The organism is Virgibacillus salarius, from assembly GCF_039521925.1.
Taxonomy (GTDB): Bacteria; Bacillota; Bacilli; order Bacillales; family Amphibacillaceae; genus Virgibacillus; species Virgibacillus salarius.
Genome location: NZ_BAAACY010000075.1, coordinates 1 through 17,049 on the forward strand (window position 1 = coordinate 1; position 17,049 = coordinate 17,049).

The following is a 17,049-nucleotide window of genomic DNA, read 5'->3' on the forward strand; positions in this document are numbered from 1 at the left end:
AAGTAGATACATACTATTTTGACATTGAAAAATGTAAAGTTTGTCCATGTAAAGAAGGATGTTACAAACCGGGAGCTAAAAGTAAGAGCTATTCCGTAAGTATTAAATCAGATGAACATAGCGAACAGGCAAAGTTCCAGGAAACAGATTATTTTAAAGAAAAATCAAAAGAACGCTATAAAATTGAAGCTAAAAATAGTGAATTAAAACATAGACACGGGTATGATGTTTCAAAATCCTCGGGTTTAGTTGGCATGGAAATGCAAGGAGCCATGGCTATATTTACCGTAAATCTAAAACGGATATTGAAGCTAATGGGTTAAAAATAAGCAAAATATAATAGATAAATTAATAAAAAGACGACTCTAAATTTTTAAAAAAGAATTTGAGTCGTCTTTTTTATAACAAATTTCAAGTTTCACTGAAAAATCATAAGATTTTCAGTGGCCTCCTTTTTGTGAAAGGGATTTTTTGAATAAAACTATTCTGGTTTACGTTCCATTATTTTATCAATCAGACCATACTCAACAGATTTATGAGCTGACATAAAGTTATCGCGATCTGTATCTCGCTCGATAACATCTATTGGTTGACCAGTACGCTCTGAAAGAATTTCATTAATTTTTTCACGCATTTGGATGATTCTACGTGCGTGAATTTCAATGTCTGTAGCTTGGCCTTGTGTCCCTCCAAGCGGTTGGTGAATCATAACTTCACTGTTTGGTAATGCAAAGCGTTTCCCTTTTTCACCTGCTGCAAGTAAGAATGCACCCATAGATGCTGCCATCCCTGTGCAGATTGTGGAGACGTCAGATTTAATAAATTGCATGGTATCATATATAGCCATACCAGCAGTGATAGATCCACCTGGTGAATTAATGTATAACGAGATATCTTTTCCTGGATCCTCTGCTTCAAGGAATAGTAATTGTGCTACAATGGAATTTGCCACATTATCATCGATGGCACTCCCTAGCATAATGATACGATCTTTTAGTAAGCGTGAGTAAATATCGTAGGCACGCTCTCCACGATTTGTTTGTTCAATAACTGTAGGTATTAAATTCATGTAAAATCCTCCCTTATCTATTCGAATATCCATTAGATCGGATATATTTATCATAACTAATAGGTCAAAAAAGGTCAAACAAAAAGTTTAACTCGTAACCAATGAAAATACACTTCCATCATTCCCATAATTGTCAAAAATAAACCTATGATAACTAAAAATACTTGTGTAACTACTAATATGACGTTATAATATTCTATGTGTCTTAATTAGTGAATAGTACATGCGCCCGTAGCTCAGGGGATAGAGCAACGGTTTCCGGTACCGTGAGTCGGGGGTTCGAATCCCTCCGGGCGCGTAATTATGATCGTAGAAGAAGATAATAAAATAAGTAATAAAACACGTATAAATCTTGAAGTATCAAGATTTATACGTGTTTTTTGTTTGCAATATTTTTTGCAATTTTTTCAGTTAGAAACAGATTAAGATTTAAATGAAGTCAATTTCATTAACCATCCAGCCTATTAAATATAGAATAATTTATATGTTAATAGTGAATACAGTTGATTTTCACTACAGCCGGACGAGTGCAGTCCGCGGAAGCCTTGTCTTTTTAATTCCTGCGTGTGTCTTAGTTGCACATGTATTCAAGCAAGCGTAGTTACCTTTAATCTTAATAAGTAGAAGCTGTGTCATACCTTCACGAACGATTGTCCTTGTATTTTTGCGAATAAACCGGGGATAATCTACAAAAATTAAGATCATTACTCGAAAATGGAGTTGGATCATATGTCGAATAGAAGTCAAATACCTCGAGAAGAAGGAATAGATCATACTTTAAGTCTTATAAGAGAAGGATATAGGTATATCTTAAATAGACGTCAAATTTTTAGTTGTGATATTTTCGAGACAAGGCTAGTTGGAAAAAAAGCGATTTGCATGGGAGGTAAAGAAGCAGCAGAAATATTTTATGACAACGAGAAATTTAAAAGAAAAGATGCAGCTCCTAATCGGGCAGTACAAACATTATTCGGTAAGAATGGAGTTCAGGCTTTAGATGGACAAGCCCATAGACAACGTAAGGAAATGTTTATGTCGATCATGTCTTCCAATGAACTGGACAGATTGACTGGAATTATAAGAAAACAATGGAAGTTAGCGGTAGATAAATGGGTGCAAATGGATAAGGTTATTTTTTATGAAGAAGTTAAGGAAATTATGTGCAGAACAGCCTGCGAATGGATAAGTATACCCGTGTCAGCAAATAAAGTAAAAGGGGTAACGAAAGATTTAGGAGCAATGTTCGAGTCAGTAGCAGCTATTGGCCCCACCCATTGGCTAGGAAGGAATGCTAGAAATCGTATAGAAAAGTGGGTAGGGAAACTCGTTGAAGAGATTCGTGATGGAAAAGTGAATGTATCTGAAAATAGTATTTTGTACAAATTTATTAGGTATCACGATCCATATGGGAATTCTCTTGATACAGATACAGTTGCTGTAGAAGTGATTAATATCTTACGGCCACTTGTAGCGATTGCTATATTCATCAATTTTATTGCTTTAACAGTTTATCATTATCCAAACGAAACGAAGAAGCTTGAAAGGAGTGATGAGAAATATTCTCTGAAGTTCATACAAGAAGTTCGGCGATTCTATCCATTTTTTCCTTTTGTCGCCGGACTGGTAAAAAACGATTTCATTTGGAAAGGGTATAAATTTGAAGAAGGTACGTTAACCTTACTAGATCTTTATGGTACCAATCACGATCCAAACATTTGGGAGAACCCTGATGTGTTCAACCCTGATCGGTTTACTACATGGGATGGTGGCTTATTTGACTTTATTCCACAAGGTGGGGGAGATTATTTTATGGGGCATCGGTGTGCTGGTGAGTGGGTGACCATAGAGATAATGAAAGTAAGCCTTGATTATCTAGTAAATCGAATAAACTATGATGTTCCTGATCAAGATTTAAGTTTTAGTATGGTTAGCATGCCAAGTATTCCCCGTAGTAAAATGGTGATAAAAAACATTAGCAAGAGAGAATAAATCCATTTTCTATTCTAATTGCGGTTATAGTGAGAGGCTATGTATAGAGGGCGAACAGTCAATTAATGGTTAATTGTCTCCTATTGAGATATGAAATATGCGGATTAATGGGTGGAATGAGAAGTAAAAAGGAATCCTCATTCCACAACCTTTTGTAAGTAGATTTTAAAAATGGTTTAATTTCGCTTTTTTTATCTTTGGCCATCTGGATTTTGGAACATACTTTATCATTGTTTCAAATAGGGAACCCCATTGCAGTTCCGTTAAAGATGCAACTGGAGTTTCATTATTTATTTGAAGATTTCTTTTTAAATGCTTCATTTGCGGTGGTGTAAATATACCTTTTAATGCAATCTCGATAGGATATTGTGGATGTTTAAGTGCATAATCAGCTAGTCCCCAGAAGATTAAATAATCGCTAATAGGTACAATCGGTTTCGCCTTTCTATTTATTTTAATCACAGCGGAATCAACTTTTGGTGGCGGGGAAAAATTTCTCCTAGAAATTCCTTTAACATACTGAATATCAAACCACATTTTCCAAGCGATCACATATGATTCCTTCACAAAATTTGAGGTAAATCTTTTAGCTACACCATTTTCCATTACAATAACCCCACTTTGAAAACCGCTTGAAGGTTTATTAAGAAACATTTTCATAATCGGCGTTGTAATAGCATATGGAATATTCGAAACAACTACAAATGGCTCTTGAGGTAATGAAATACGTAATATGTCTTGCTTTATGATTATAGTGTTTTTCATTTCAAGTTGTTTTAATTTCTTTATGAAGTTTGAATCGTATTCTATAGCGAGAACCTTTCTTGCTCGGGAGCTTAAAATACTAGTAATTGCTCCTTTTCCAGCTCCTAAATCTAATACAAGGTCGCTTTTTGAAATACGAGCAATATTTACAATATCATTTATTAAACGCTTATTGTGAATGAAATGCTTCCCACTGAAATTTGATGGAGTTCCAGTAGACGATTTTTTATGCTGATATCTCTTCCTGCTTCTTGCCATGATTTAACAGTCCTTTCTTAAAATATTTGCATTCGGCTCTGAATGCAAAAAAGCCACAGACATAGGCGTCTGTAGCTTCCAGTAAACGGAATGCATCATTATGCAGAATGAGATATTGTAAAAAAACTAATCAGCACAAAATGAGCCTTCTTATTTAAAGAGCTAAAGCAATTTCTCATATAAATAAAAAGGAAAGATTGTATAATCAGTCCTTCCTCTCATTTTATTAATAAAATATAGTAATGAAGATTGTTAAAAATGAGCAGATTTATCCCGCTTACTCTGTAGCAAAACAGAGCCTTCGAACGTATTAAATTACCAGTTCAAAGTACGGATAATAATAATTCCACCCATAATTTTTTAACAACCCTCCTTCGTTTAGTTTACACTAGAATTCATTTATATTATAAATACTGCTAAAGTGTACGTCAATAAAAATTATACTTGCTACTCAACGTAGTAATAGTTAATTACGATAATTTGAGTAACTCACCATAAAACTTTCGTTCGGATTTATAATTCTTATGTAAAAATATAGTTGTTACATTATCTGTCAATTCATCCTTCACATCAAATTATTTTCCATACATATATCTCTCTAATACTCTTCTTGTTTATCCCGCATATAATTGGCAGTTAGTCTCCAATACCAGTAATAAAGTGAACCCAATATGGATAAGGGGGGCGACTGCCGGTAAATTGTCCGATTGGTTCAAAGAACTTTAGATCATATCCCTCTGGTACTAACAATCCGTAGGTGATAAACCACCCCCCAACTGATTGAAAAAATTCGCTTTGTCGAAAATTAATGCTTAAACATCTACATTACTTGTTAAATTACGAATAAGAGCAGGAATTTGTTAATCAGTGTCGTAATATATAGAATAAGTGATTTACTTCTGTAAATTTAATTTACGAATGAAAATAGTAATGGTTTTAGCTAATGTTTACACCTTCTTCGCATATATATAAGTACGAGCTCCATTATTTTTGTTTTGTGGATTCTTTAATCTTATTGTACAGGGGGTGAGAGACATGGATAGAGGTACGCTTATTCGCACGATTGTCTTAGTATTAGCTTTAATTAACCAATTTCTCATTGCAGCAGATTTGAACCCAATACCTGGTACGCACGAACTTTGGGGTGAAATTATTTCGATGATTTTTACGGTGTGTGCCAGTGTGTGGGCATGGTTTAAAAATAATTATGTAACAGTAAAAGGAAAGAAGCAAAAAGAAGTATTGCAGGCGAATAACTTAATTAATTAAGTTATAAGTGGCAGGGAAAAAACACAACTTCTTTACTCAAAATATGAATAATCATGTTATCAATAGGAGTACCATCGCTGCACCATGAAACTATACGTGCTTTCCGCGGGCATGGCCACTCAGCTCACTTGGTAAAGGAAAACATGTTACCAAGTGGATCTTCGAACTCGTGCTGTTCCCGCTGGATAAGCAAGGCTTCGGAAGCAATACATCGCACGTAGAAAATGCATTCTTCTTTTTCAAGGAGTCTCGCATATTTCAGGTGCTAAATTAATTATTCTAAGAACAAAAGCACAAGCGTCCGATTAGAAACGTAGCGTCTGGAACGAGTCAGAGATAAAGGAAACAAAGGTGAGCTTGTGAGCCGATGATTACTTAGCTTAGGGCGATACGCGAAGTAGTTTCGTTTCTGGTCGCTCTTAACACGACCCATATTTATCTTTGTCATTCCCTATACCATTAAAAAACGAACGATCATTAATTTAAACTAATAATCGTTCGTTTTTTTATTAACCCCATTTTTGTTTTAGTTAAAATAGGAGAAGCAGGTTTTGGGTATCCTATAAAAGGGTGATAAACATGAAAGCAAATGATATGGAAAGCAAACGCTTTGATAAAGCACTTGATGAATTTATTGATTTGTTTAATAATCTGGAAGCGGACACACCGATCATACAATTTGGTCAAGACGTCATTAAAAATATAGAATTAGCAAAACAGAAATATGGTGACGAGGCAATAGATGAAAAAATAAATGCAGTTGTTCGTGAAATGCTGTCCTGGCTAGATTTAGAAGCTGATGCTAAAGCAGAAGAGAATGCTAAAAAAGACGACGAAGATTAACAGGTAGAATGAACCTTTCGCACCATGTAAGTTTTAACGAACTGGAGTGAATGAAATGAAGCCATAGAGTCAGTTTTTTTCTATACATAAATATATTGCCCTATTTTCAAGCAAAAATAGGATTAGATATTATTTTTTGTTACAATGGTATTGTACAATAAGGCTTTCATGGGTGGCGGTTTCACTCCCTGACTGATGAACAGGAGAGGGGGTGATGCCTATGACAGTGTTCGAAGCACTTGTGCTAATGATCTCGTTTGGTTCATTGGTTGTTGCTTTACTGTCACAAAAAAAATAACCACCCATAAGCCTGGCAAGCATAGTGGGTAGTTATTTTCTATAAACTGTGTGAGCCGCCCCCTTGAAGGGCTATTGTACATGGCCGTTGGTGTACCAGCACCAGCGGTCTTTATTAAAGTTTTTTCTAAGTCTAGATCAAATGCTTTTTTATTTTATTCATATTATCTATTTTTATTATACCCGATTAGCACAAATATGCAAACCTTCAGTTAGTTATTTTGTGGTTCATAAATGTCCCAAGCTGTTTTAAGTGATTTAACAATGTAAGCCGCTGCATCCTCAATCATTAATTGATCAGTTGCAACAGCCGAATGGTGATCTTGATAAATTGATTTCCGTTCTTCAAATAGTGCTTTAATTTCCTTTAAGCTTTTGCCTTGCAAAACAGGTCTACTGTCTATGAGTAAGCTAATTCTTTCTTGCCACGACTCCCACGATAAATCTAAATAAAATACGATACATTCTTCCAGACAGACATTTCTTATTTCCTCCTGAAGAAAGGCACCACCGCCTAGAGAAATAATTTTTAGTTTTTGCTTGCAAAGTTTTTGTAAGATTTCTTTCTCTTTATGTCTAAAGACTTTTTCACCATAAGTCTGGAATATCTCAGAAGCAGGCATATGAAACGCTGCTTCAATTTCTTTATCTGCATCAATAAAATCTCGGTAAAGCATTTTTGCCACTTCTTTACCAATAGATGTTTTTCCAACACCCATGAATCCAATTAATGCTATACTTTTTTGTCGTAATGGTGTTTCGTTCGTGCTCATAAGTAACCTCTTTCTTCACAGGAATGTTTCCCTAATTATAAGCGAAATAGTATACACATGCACGTTAATTGAAATAATCTCATATTGGCAATGATTGCTGTAACGATTATAATGAGTAGATAAGTTGCTAGGGAGAGGATAAATGATGAATATCGTATCCGTAAAGGATATCCTTATTGGTAAAGGTATTCCGAAGGTGATTATCCCTTTAATGGGTGTTAATTTACATGAGTTAAAGTCTGAACTCAATGAGGTAAAGAAAGAAAACCCGGATATTATTGAATGGCGTGTTGATGCTTTAAAAGAGGCGGAAAGTATCGAAGCGGTCATTTACGTACTCTCAGAATTACATAAAGAAATGGATGGCATACCACTACTCTTTACATTTCGTTCCTATAAAGAGGGTGGAATGAAAAATTTGAATACATCCGTATATATAAATTTGTTAAGCACAGCAATCGAATCGGGATATCTTGATTTAATTGATCTTGAATTGTTTACAGGCACCATTGAGATTAAACGTTTGGTGGAAAAGGCAAAGAGGAACCAAGTTATAGTAATTATGTCTAATCATGATTTTGAAGGTACGCCGACGAATGAAGAGATGACTAATCGCTTGATTTCGATGGAAAACGCTGGAGCAGACATCGTTAAGATTGCTGTTATGCCTAATAGCATATCGGATGTTCTCCGGTTGTTAACTGTTGCGGAAACTATAAAAACTACTGCAAAGCAGCCATATATAACTATTGCGATGGGAAAAAAAGGAATATTGAGTAGAATAGCAGGCGAATTCGTAGGTTCTGCAGCAACCTTTGGCTCAGGAAAGCATGCCTCTGCACCAGGACAAATCGCTGCTGAAGAGTTGAAATATTTAATGGAGAGACTACACTATCATTCCAACTGCTGAACACATTTTTTAGCAGTTGGAATTTTAGGCTGAAAGAAATACCCACAACGAAAAAACACCCGCACGAGATATAAAGTTTTACAAAAATTCTACGTTGCATGTTCTAATGATTGAATAAAGTGAAAATTCAATCATAGGGGGTTAGTTTATCTCCAATGATAGTTCGTACCGCGGTATGACCTAAAGGCTCTTAACCCGGACATTTACTGTCAGTTATATACGGAATAAAGCCTATCACTGCAATAAAGAGGTAATAATTACGTTTTTCTTTCTAATAATCGTAAACCAATAGTCAAAGGGAAATGAGGAATGTGTTATGGCAACATTAACGTCTGAGTATAAAGATGAAATTTTTGAAACCGTTTTCGAAAATGCCTATCATTGCTTTGTAGTAGTGGATGATCAAGGCTTGGTTACTTATATGAATAATAGCTATTGTCGTTTTCTAGAGCTGGATAAGCAGGAAGTTATCGGTAAACATGTAGCGGATGTTATAGAAAATACAAGGATGCATATTGTTGTACAAACTGGTAAGGAAGAAATAGCAGATTTACAGTATATTCGTGGTAATCACATGATTGCTAATCGAATTCCGGTTCGTTCTGAAGGCAGGATAGTCGGTGCAGTTGGAACCGTTCTGTATCGTGATACGAAAGAATGGATGCTGATGAACAGTCATATTAAAGATTTATTACTTGAAATTGAACATTATCGGAATCAATTAAAGGAGCAGCATGGCATTACCTATTCACTTCATGATATAGCTGGTAGTTCCAAGCAGATGAGTGAGTTAAAGGAAAAAATAAAAAAGGTTTCACCTGGTGATGTATCTGTTTTACTTCGAGGCGAAAGTGGTACAGGGAAGGAACTATTTGCTCATAGTATTCATCATCTAAGTGAGAGGAATACAAAACCATTTGTTAAAGTAAATTGTGCAGCGATTCCAGAACATTTAATTGAATCAGAGTTATTTGGTTATAAAGAAGGAGCTTTTACTGGAGCAAAAAGAGGGGGGAAACTAGGAAAGTTCCAATTAGCAGATGGGGGGACGTTATTTTTAGATGAAATAGGGGATATGCCATTATCCGCACAAGTAAAAATTTTAAGAGTGCTTCAAGAAGGCGAAATAGAATCAATAGGATCAGAAGCTCCTAAAAAGGTTGACGTAAGAATCATTGCTGCGACAAATCAACCATTGGAACAGCTAATAAAAAAGCAATTGTTTCGAGAGGATTTGTTCTACCGAATTAATGTTGTACAAGTTTTTATACCACCCCTACGTGAAAGGCCTGATGATATTCGAATAATTACAAAGTTTATTTTGCATAAAGTAAGAGCAAGGACAGGAAAACGAGTAATGGATATTGATCCAGCAGCAATGACGCAGCTGACCTATTATAGTTGGCCCGGAAATATTCGTGAATTAGAAAATGTCATTGAATCTGCAGTGCATCTAACCAACGATGAAAAAATAACTGTTGCTGATTTACCAGATCGTATGCATCCACCCGCAAATATAGAGAAGCGGACAGGGAATTTAAAAGAAATTCTAGAACTAACCGAAAAGAAAACAATTCAACATGTAATGAAAGAAAGCAAAGGAGACAAAGAAAGGGCAATGCAGATCCTAGGAATTAAAAAATCAAGTTTTTATGAAAAACTTAGAAAGTATGGGCTTTCCTAGCTTCCGGCATTTCGGAATGTGTTCCATAAACTTGGAATCATGTGTAGATGGTAAATAGAAGTAAGGGTTTGCAAATGAATACTAATAATAAATACCCCGTTTTCCATAAACATGGAATCGGGGTATTTATTTATGCCGTTTCTACTAATAAAAGATAATATGGAATGCTATTTATACAAAGGATTGGCGGGTTAAGGAGAAACTTATCGAAAAATTCGTAAGGGTTGGCATGTTATTTGCATAATAATTGTGAAAGGAGTGCAGAGAATGAAAAAAATATATCAATCATTTTTAGAAGCGATAAATAGTATGGAAGATGGAGCAACTATTATGGTAGGGGGGTTCGGTTTAGTAGGAATACCAGAAAATCTTATTTTGGCTTTAGTTGAAACAAATGTAAAACATTTAACCGTAATTTCTAATAATTGTGGTATTGATGATTGGGGCTTAGGCTTATTACTAAAAAATAAGCAAATTGATAAGATGATTGGATCCTATGTAGGTGAAAATAAGGAATTCGAACGTCAGGTATTAACAGGAGAATTAGAAGTAGAACTAGTTCCTCAAGGGACGTTAGCTGAAAGAATTCGAGCAGGTGGAGCCGGGATACCAGCTTTCTATACGCCAGCTGGTGTGGGTACAGCAATAGCTAAGGGGAAGGAAGTACGTCAATTTGCTGGCAAGGATTATTTACTTGAGACCTCACTAAAAGCTGATTATAGTCTCATTCGAGCAGCAATAGGGGATAAAGATGGTAATTTGCAATATGCGAAAACGGCACAAAATTTCAATCCAATGATGGCTGCTGCTGGAAGTATTACCATTGCGGAAGTAGAACAGATAGTGGAAACAGGAATGATAAGCCCGGCTTCTGTTCATACACCTGGTATTTATGTGAATCGATTAATTCAAGGGAAACAGGAAAAGCGAATAGAGCGGTTAACAATAAAACAAGAAGCGTAGTAAAAGGGAGGAAATAATGGTGTTAAAGCAAGTAAGTAAAGTAAACGTAAGAGAAAATATGGCAATAAGAGCTGAGCGTGAAATTGTAAGCGGTTCCTATGTTAATCTAGGAATTGGTATGCCAACAATGGTTGCCAATTATATTCAAGCCGACAAAAAGGTTGTTCTCCAATCGGAAAATGGTCTGCTTGGCATTGGCAGATCTCCTTATGCAAATGAGGTTGATCCAGATTTAATTAATGCCGGAAAAGAGACTGTGACCGCCATAACAGGAGCTTCATATTTCAGTAGTGCGGAGTCGTTCGCTATGATACGTGGTGAACATCTGGATCTAGCAATTTTAGGTGGGATGGAGGTTTCTGAATCGGGCGATTTAGCAAATTGGATGATCCCAGGAAAAATGATTAAAGGAATGGGGGGAGCAATGGATATTGTACATGGTGCCAAAAAAATAGTTATCATTATGGACCATGTAACGAAGGACGGACACCCCAAAATAGTAAAAGCGTGTCAATTACCGTTAACTGGAAAACAGGTCGTTGATCGAATCATTACGGATCGAGCAGTAATTGATGTAACGAGCAGTGGTCTGATTCTTCAAGAAATTGCTAGGGGATGGACAGTTGAAAAAGTAATTGCGTCTACTGGAGCTGAACTTAGCGTAAGTAACCAATTAGTAGAAGCAGCATTTTAACAAAAATGAACAGGAGGAACTATTGATGGTCGAAAATAAGGTTGTTTTTATAACTGGTGCAGCAAGTGGCATTGGCTATGAAATTGGTGTTGAATTTTTGAAAAATAAAGCTTTCGTAGTTTTTACGGATATAAATGAAGAAAAAGTTAAACAATCAGTAAATCATTGGCAAGAAAAAGGCTATAACTGTTTAGGAATTCAATGTGATGTTACAAATGAGGAGCAACTAAAAGAGGCTATCGATCAAACAGTAGATCACTATGGAAAACTAGATGTACTTATTAATAATGCTGGATTACAGCATGTGGCTTCCATTGAGGAATTCCCAACGGAGAAATTCGAGTTTATGACAAAGGTCATGTTAGTCGCTCCGTTTACTGCAACAAAGTATGCTTTCCCAATCATGAAAAAGCAGGGTAGTGGACGTATTATTAACATGTCTTCGATAAACGGAGTAATCGGTTTTGCTGGAAAGGCTGCGTATAATAGCTCTAAACATGGGTTGATTGGTTTAACAAAGGTAGCTGCCTTAGAGGGTGCAGCGGATGGAATCACCGTAAATGCAGTTTGTCCTGGTTATGTGGATACACCATTAGTTCGTAATCAAATGGAAGGTTTAGCAAAAAATCGTAATGTTTCTCTAGAAAAAGTACTAGAGGAGGTTATTTATCCATTGGTTCCTCAGAAACGATTATTATCTGTCCAGGAAATTGCTGACTATACCGTTTTTCTTGCTAGCGATAAAGCAAAAGGTGTAACAGGTCAGGCAATCATTATAGATGGCGGCTATACAGCTCAATAATGGGTAAGGAGTGAAAAATAGATGGAGAATGTATATATTTTAGAAGGAGCACGGACCCCATTTGGTACATTTGGGGGAGGGTTGAAGGATGTAGATCCTACAGAACTTGGCGTAATTGTAAGTAAAGAAGCTATTCAGCGAAGTCAGATTGATGCGAAACAGATTGATTTTACAGTTATGGGAAATGTGATTCATTCTGCAAAGAATGCCCCTTACTTATCAAGGCATATTGCATTAGATACGGGAGTACCTATTGAAAGTCCTTCATTAACGGTGAATCGACTATGTGGATCTGGTCTCCAGGCTGTCATTAATGCGGCGCAGTCTATTCAATTAAAAGAAGGACAGGTGGCATTAGCTGGTGGCGTGGAAAATATGAGCTTAGCCCCTCATGCACTAAGAGGAAGTAGGTTTGGTACAAAATTAGGAACGCCGAAGATGGATGACATGTTGTGGTCCGCATTGACCGATGAGTACATTGGAGCTGGTATGGGCGTGACGGCTGAAAATTTGGCGGAGAAATATCACATTTCTCGAAGTGAACAAGATGAGTACGCCTATCAAAGTCATCAACGGGCGAGTAAAGCTAGACGTGATGGTAAATTTAGTGAAGAAATTGTAGGGGTAGAAGTGAAGTCTAAGAAGGGTTCCCTATGGATCGAATCAGATGAACATATCCGAGAAGATACAACAATCGAACGTTTGTCAACGTTAAAGACTTCATTTAAAAATGAGGGTACTGTTACCGGTGGGAATGCAAGTGGTATAAATGATGGTGCTGCTGCAGTCATTTTAGCTGGAGAGCAGTTCATTAACGAACAGCAACTTAAACCAATTGCTAGGATTATGTCATGGGGGGTGGCTGGAGTTGATCCATCTATCATGGGAATTGGTCCAGTACCTGCGATGAAAAAGGCTTTAGATAATGCAAACATGAGTCTACAAGATATCGATTTAATTGAAGTGAATGAAGCTTTTGCATCACAGTATCTTGCTGTAGAGAAGGAAATGGGATTGGATCGTGCTAAAGTAAATGTTAACGGCGGTGCAATTGCTTTAGGACATCCAATTGGCGCGAGTGGTACGAGGGTTTTATATACACTTATTAAAGAGTTGAAGCGTAGAGGGCAAACATATGGCATGGCTTCATTATGTATTGGTGGTGGCCAAGGGATAGCCATGATCGTTGAAGTAATCTAATATCAAAATGATATGGGGGGATTTTTCATGATTGGAATCATACTGGGGCTGATTGTATTAATGGTGCTTGCCTATTTAGGCTGGTCTATTATTTGGGTAGCTCCAATAGCTGCTGGGGTTGTGGCACTAACTGGAGGACTCGACTTGCTAGATGCCTATAAAGATACATATATGGGGGGATTCGTATCTTTTGCTAAGCAGTGGTTTCCGGTATTTATGTTAGGAGCTATCTTTGGGAAGTTAATGGAAGATACAGGAATGGCTAAATCTGTTGCAGTAGCTTTAACAAAGATTATTGGTACGAAGCGAGCAATATTGGGGGTATTAGTATCGTCGGCAGTTCTAACATATGGTGGAGTAAGCTTATTTGTTGTTGTATTTGCTGTATATCCATTAGCATTAACGCTATTTCGGGAAGCGAATATTAGTAGAAGGTTAATCCCAGCGACGGTTGCTTTAGGAGCTTTTACTTTTACCATGACTGCACTGCCGGGTACGCCTCAGATACAGAATTTAATTCCGATGGAATACTTTCATACAAGTGCAGTCGCTGCACCAATAATGGGAATTATTGCAGCTATTGTTATGGGCGGTGGTGGTTATTTTTATCTGAGCTGGCGAGAAAAGAAATTAACTGCTAACGGTGAAACGTTTTCAGAACCGACAGAACAAAATGTTGAAGATAGAGAGGAATCGACACCAAATTTCCTGTTATCGTTACTTCCATTATTAACGGTATTGCTTACCTTGAATTTATTGAAATGGGATATCGTCATCGCGTTGATATCCGGCATTATCTTAATACTATTGCTTAATGTTCATAAAACGAAGTATTTCATAAAAGCTATCAATAGTGGAGCGGTCGGATCGGTTACAGCTATTATTAATACAAGCGCAGCAGTAGGCTTTGGAACGGTGGTTAAGGTGGTTCCTGGTTTTGAAAAGCTTACTGAAATACTAATGGGTATTAAAGGAAATCCACTAATATCTGAAGCAGTTGCAGTAAATATATTAGCAGGAGCCACAGGTTCCGCTTCAGGTGGAATGGGAATTGCCTTAGAGGCATTAGGCTCAAAATACTATGATATAGCCATGAATACAGGAATATCACCAGAGGCATTTCATCGTATTGCGTCACTTTCATCAGGTGGCCTCGATGCATTACCGCATAATGGTGCAGTATTAACATTGTTAACTATAACTGGAATGTCTCATAAAGATAGCTATAAAGATATTTTCGTAGTGGCAGTTCTTATACCAGTTATATCTGTTATCATAGCTATTATCCTAGCTTCAATTGGATTAATCTAGAAATGGAGCGAGTACGGTTATTCGAAATACTGTACTTGCTCTACTTATTTTCTACTTTCTTTAATTTAATTAGAGGTGCTTGTACTACTCTCTTTTTATATAAAAAAGCAATGCCATTTAAAATACATGCAGGTATCTTCTTAGGAGTGTACTTTTTAAAATACATTGTGGAGAGGGCTAATTTAATGTCATCCCATTGGAGTCATTCAATTAATTTAATCGTTCCCTCTGACGTTAGCATAATATTCCGTAAGTGAATATCAGAAGGATTTAAACCTAATCGTTTAACGGAATGTAAGGCTTCGTCCACCTTTTTAATATTCAATTCCGTAAGTGGAATTCCTTTCAGTAAACAGTCATATAATGTGTATCCGCTAATATAATCGATTAATAGATAGTTATTACCAGCTTCATATAAAGAAGGGAAAAAATTGTTCCCTTCCAATAAAGCATATATTTTGGCCTCTTCTAACGCAATATGTTCAAACACAGGAGGAAATATTTTGAGGGCCATTGAGGTGGATTTAATCTTAAAAACCACAGCACTTCTTCCAATTCCGATGATTTCTAATGAAGGATCTTTCTTAGCAATTATAAACTGTGGTTTGGCAGATTTAATTTCTACACTATCGACTAACTCAATAACAGATTGCACATGTACCGCTCCTCCCTATATCTATTCTTATTATAATTATAAAGAAAAAGAACGATTATTTCTGCTTTTAAGACTCATTCAGTTTTCTGTCTGTTCTCTAAGCGCGAGTTGATATGGGAGGAGTACTTGTGCTTTTATTATAAATATTGATAAAATTATTGCTACTGACTAAATGAAAGAGGTGTAGGTATGAAATTAGTCAATTACTGCATAAAGGGAAAAGAAGAATCGCGAATTGGCTGTGTATTAGATAACTACGTATTGGATGTACAGCATGCATATCGGCAATTGCTAAGTTCACATGAAAAGAAAGGTATAATAGCGAATTTAGAAAAATATCTTCCTAGTGATGCATCTCATTTTTTCGCAATCGGTTCATCAGCAATTGAGCGAGCATATGAAGCAGTTCAATACAATCTTGAAAAAGAAGAAGTAGAAAACAGAATCCCTCTAGATGATGTCAGATTAAAAACACCTATTGAAAAACCCAGTAAGATCATCTGTGTAGGCAAAAACTACGCGAATCATGTAGAGGAAATGAAAGGTGAAATGCCCGAGTATCCAGTAATATTTGCAAAGTATAATAATGCTTTAATTGGACCAGAGGATGTAATCGAAAAACCTGCCTTTACAAGCGAGCTTGATTATGAGGTTGAACTTGCAGTTGTAATTGGGAAAAAGGCTTCTAAAGTTCTCAAGGATGACGCACTGAATTATGTTGCGGGTTATGCGATAGCTAATGATACAACAGCTCGAGATCTTCAGAAGCGAACACCCCAATGGTTACAAGGTAAGACATTAGATCGTAGCACACCAATCGGACCATGGATCGTAACAACGGAAGAATTAAAAGATCCATCTAATCTATCAATTCGTTCATTTGTAAATGGGGAAGAACGCCAATCTGCAAACACTAATCAGCTAATTTTTGATGTTCCATTTTTAATACAATTTATTTCGAGATTAATAACCTTATACCCAGGAGATATTATTATGACAGGTACACCGGATGGCGTTGGGTTTGCTAGGGAACCAGCACAATTTTTACATGATGGTGATGTAGTAAAAGTAGAAATTGAAGCTATTGGCCAGATGGAAAATAAGATAAGGGAATAAGTTATAGCAATTATTGGAGAAAGTCCAAGTTCGTCTGTATCTATCTACTTCAGACGATTGGGGCTTTTTTGTTTTTACTACTACTGACTCGAATACAAATAGAATAAAACAATGTAAATGTTTCTATTTCAAAAGCGCTCATTTCTATAAAAATATCGAATATTCTAAATTAACTTATTATTATTTTTGCATCAAATTCGTTGTTTATATTCTCTTTTTATAATCCGTGTGAAGGAAAGTGGTGTGAAATTACCTAAATATCCAGATATTTAATCAAAATTAACCTATTACTTTTAGCCTAATTTATAATAAATTTTTAAAATAGATTGAATATTTATTAAAGTTAGTATACTATTTGAGTATTGAAAAATAGGGTTATGTTTTATCCCGCATATAACTGGCAGTAAGCCCCCCACTTCAAGCGATAAAGTGAAATAAATATGGATAAGTG

Annotated in this window: 17 protein-coding genes and 1 tRNA gene; 14 read left to right on the forward strand and 4 right to left on the reverse strand. The window is 36.2% G+C overall.

All coding sequences use genetic code 11. The features are described 5' to 3' along the window. Positions 1-323, forward strand: a 323-nt coding sequence (locus ABDZ84_RS09880) for a transposase (protein WP_343781304.1), incomplete at its 5' end; no start/stop codon positions are given. A 158-nt stretch (positions 324-481) separates the two neighbouring features. Here the strand turns inward: ABDZ84_RS09880 and clpP are convergent. Then, a complete protein-coding gene (gene clpP / locus ABDZ84_RS09885) occupies positions 482-1,069 on the reverse strand; it encodes an ATP-dependent Clp endopeptidase proteolytic subunit ClpP (RefSeq protein WP_026681655.1) in 588 nt (195 codons plus the stop codon). A 225-nt stretch (positions 1,070-1,294) separates the two neighbouring features. Between clpP and ABDZ84_RS09890 the strand changes: the two genes are divergently transcribed. Together ABDZ84_RS09890 and cypC are read left to right on the forward strand one after the other, a co-directional pair. After that, positions 1,295-1,367, forward strand: a tRNA-Arg gene (locus ABDZ84_RS09890). 431 nt (positions 1,368-1,798) lie between these two features. Next, positions 1,799-3,058, forward strand: coding sequence for a CYP152 family fatty-acid peroxygenase CypC (gene cypC, locus ABDZ84_RS09895; protein WP_166530205.1), 1,260 nt, complete (start codon positions 1,799-1,801; stop codon positions 3,056-3,058). Positions 3,059-3,223: 165 nt separating this feature from the next. Here the strand turns inward: cypC and erm are convergent, their stop codons facing one another. After that, entirely contained in the window at positions 3,224-4,081 is an 858-nt protein-coding gene (gene erm, locus ABDZ84_RS09900) for a 23S ribosomal RNA methyltransferase Erm (protein WP_026681653.1), read from the reverse strand. 1,035 nt (positions 4,082-5,116) lie between these two features. Here erm and ABDZ84_RS09905 point away from each other — a divergent pair. The 3 genes from ABDZ84_RS09905 (at position 5,117) to ABDZ84_RS21500 (ending at position 6,491) form a co-directional block, all read left to right on the forward strand. Beyond that, positions 5,117-5,350, forward strand: coding sequence for a phage holin (locus tag ABDZ84_RS09905; protein ID WP_026681652.1), 234 nt, complete (start codon positions 5,117-5,119; stop codon positions 5,348-5,350). Between the two features lie 579 nt (positions 5,351-5,929). Continuing rightward, the gene (locus tag ABDZ84_RS09910) at positions 5,930-6,193 is read left to right on the forward strand and encodes a hypothetical protein (protein ID WP_051388336.1); all 264 of its coding nucleotides are present in this window, start codon (positions 5,930-5,932) and stop codon (positions 6,191-6,193) included. 220 nt (positions 6,194-6,413) lie between these two features. Next, positions 6,414-6,491, forward strand: coding sequence for a putative holin-like toxin (locus ABDZ84_RS21500; RefSeq protein ID WP_226983665.1), 78 nt, complete (start codon positions 6,414-6,416; stop codon positions 6,489-6,491). A 211-nt stretch (positions 6,492-6,702) separates the two neighbouring features. Here the strand turns inward: ABDZ84_RS21500 and ABDZ84_RS09915 are convergent, their stop codons facing one another. Next, entirely contained in the window at positions 6,703-7,263 is a 561-nt protein-coding gene (locus ABDZ84_RS09915) for a shikimate kinase (protein ID WP_026681651.1), read from the reverse strand. 142 nt (positions 7,264-7,405) lie between these two features. On the opposite strand from ABDZ84_RS09915, the gene aroD reads away from it, so the two are divergent. From aroD to ABDZ84_RS09950, 7 genes are all read left to right on the forward strand, one after another. Next, positions 7,406-8,173, forward strand: a complete 768-nt coding sequence (gene aroD / locus ABDZ84_RS09920) for a type I 3-dehydroquinate dehydratase (protein ID WP_240455766.1) — start codon at positions 7,406-7,408, stop codon at positions 8,171-8,173. A 316-nt stretch (positions 8,174-8,489) separates the two neighbouring features. Beyond that, positions 8,490-9,857 carry a sigma-54 interaction domain-containing protein gene (locus tag ABDZ84_RS09925; RefSeq protein WP_026681649.1) on the forward strand — a complete coding sequence of 456 codons (1,368 nt, stop codon included), beginning with the start codon at positions 8,490-8,492 and terminating at the stop codon, positions 9,855-9,857. 267 nt (positions 9,858-10,124) lie between these two features. Then, on the forward strand, positions 10,125-10,820 hold the full coding sequence (locus ABDZ84_RS09930; protein WP_026681648.1) for a CoA transferase subunit A: 696 nt from the start codon (positions 10,125-10,127) through the stop codon (positions 10,818-10,820). Between the two features lie 16 nt (positions 10,821-10,836). Further along, positions 10,837-11,514 (forward strand): 3-oxoacid CoA-transferase subunit B, encoded by a 678-nt coding sequence (locus ABDZ84_RS09935; protein ID WP_034679183.1) that lies wholly within the window; start codon positions 10,837-10,839, stop codon positions 11,512-11,514. A gap of 25 nt (positions 11,515-11,539) precedes the next feature. Beyond that, positions 11,540-12,316 carry a 3-hydroxybutyrate dehydrogenase gene (locus tag ABDZ84_RS09940; protein ID WP_026681646.1) on the forward strand — a complete coding sequence of 259 codons (777 nt, stop codon included), beginning with the start codon at positions 11,540-11,542 and terminating at the stop codon, positions 12,314-12,316. Positions 12,317-12,337: 21 nt separating this feature from the next. Further along, complete coding sequence (locus tag ABDZ84_RS09945) at positions 12,338-13,516, forward strand: thiolase family protein (protein WP_026681645.1); 1,179 nt, start codon at positions 12,338-12,340, stop codon at positions 13,514-13,516. 27 nt (positions 13,517-13,543) lie between these two features. Then, positions 13,544-14,827: a GntP family permease gene (locus ABDZ84_RS09950; RefSeq protein ID WP_121605652.1), complete on the forward strand. Its 1,284-nt coding sequence runs from the start codon at positions 13,544-13,546 to the stop codon at positions 14,825-14,827. A 202-nt stretch (positions 14,828-15,029) separates the two neighbouring features. Here ABDZ84_RS09950 and ABDZ84_RS09955 read toward each other — a convergent pair whose 3' ends face one another. After that, positions 15,030-15,482, reverse strand: a complete 453-nt coding sequence (locus tag ABDZ84_RS09955) for a protein kinase family protein (protein ID WP_343781313.1) — start codon at positions 15,480-15,482, stop codon at positions 15,030-15,032. Positions 15,483-15,671: 189 nt separating this feature from the next. Between ABDZ84_RS09955 and ABDZ84_RS09960 the strand changes: the two genes are divergently transcribed. Further along, positions 15,672-16,598 (forward strand): fumarylacetoacetate hydrolase family protein, encoded by a 927-nt coding sequence (locus ABDZ84_RS09960; RefSeq protein WP_026681642.1) that lies wholly within the window; start codon positions 15,672-15,674, stop codon positions 16,596-16,598. Positions 16,599-17,049 lie beyond the last annotated feature (451 nt).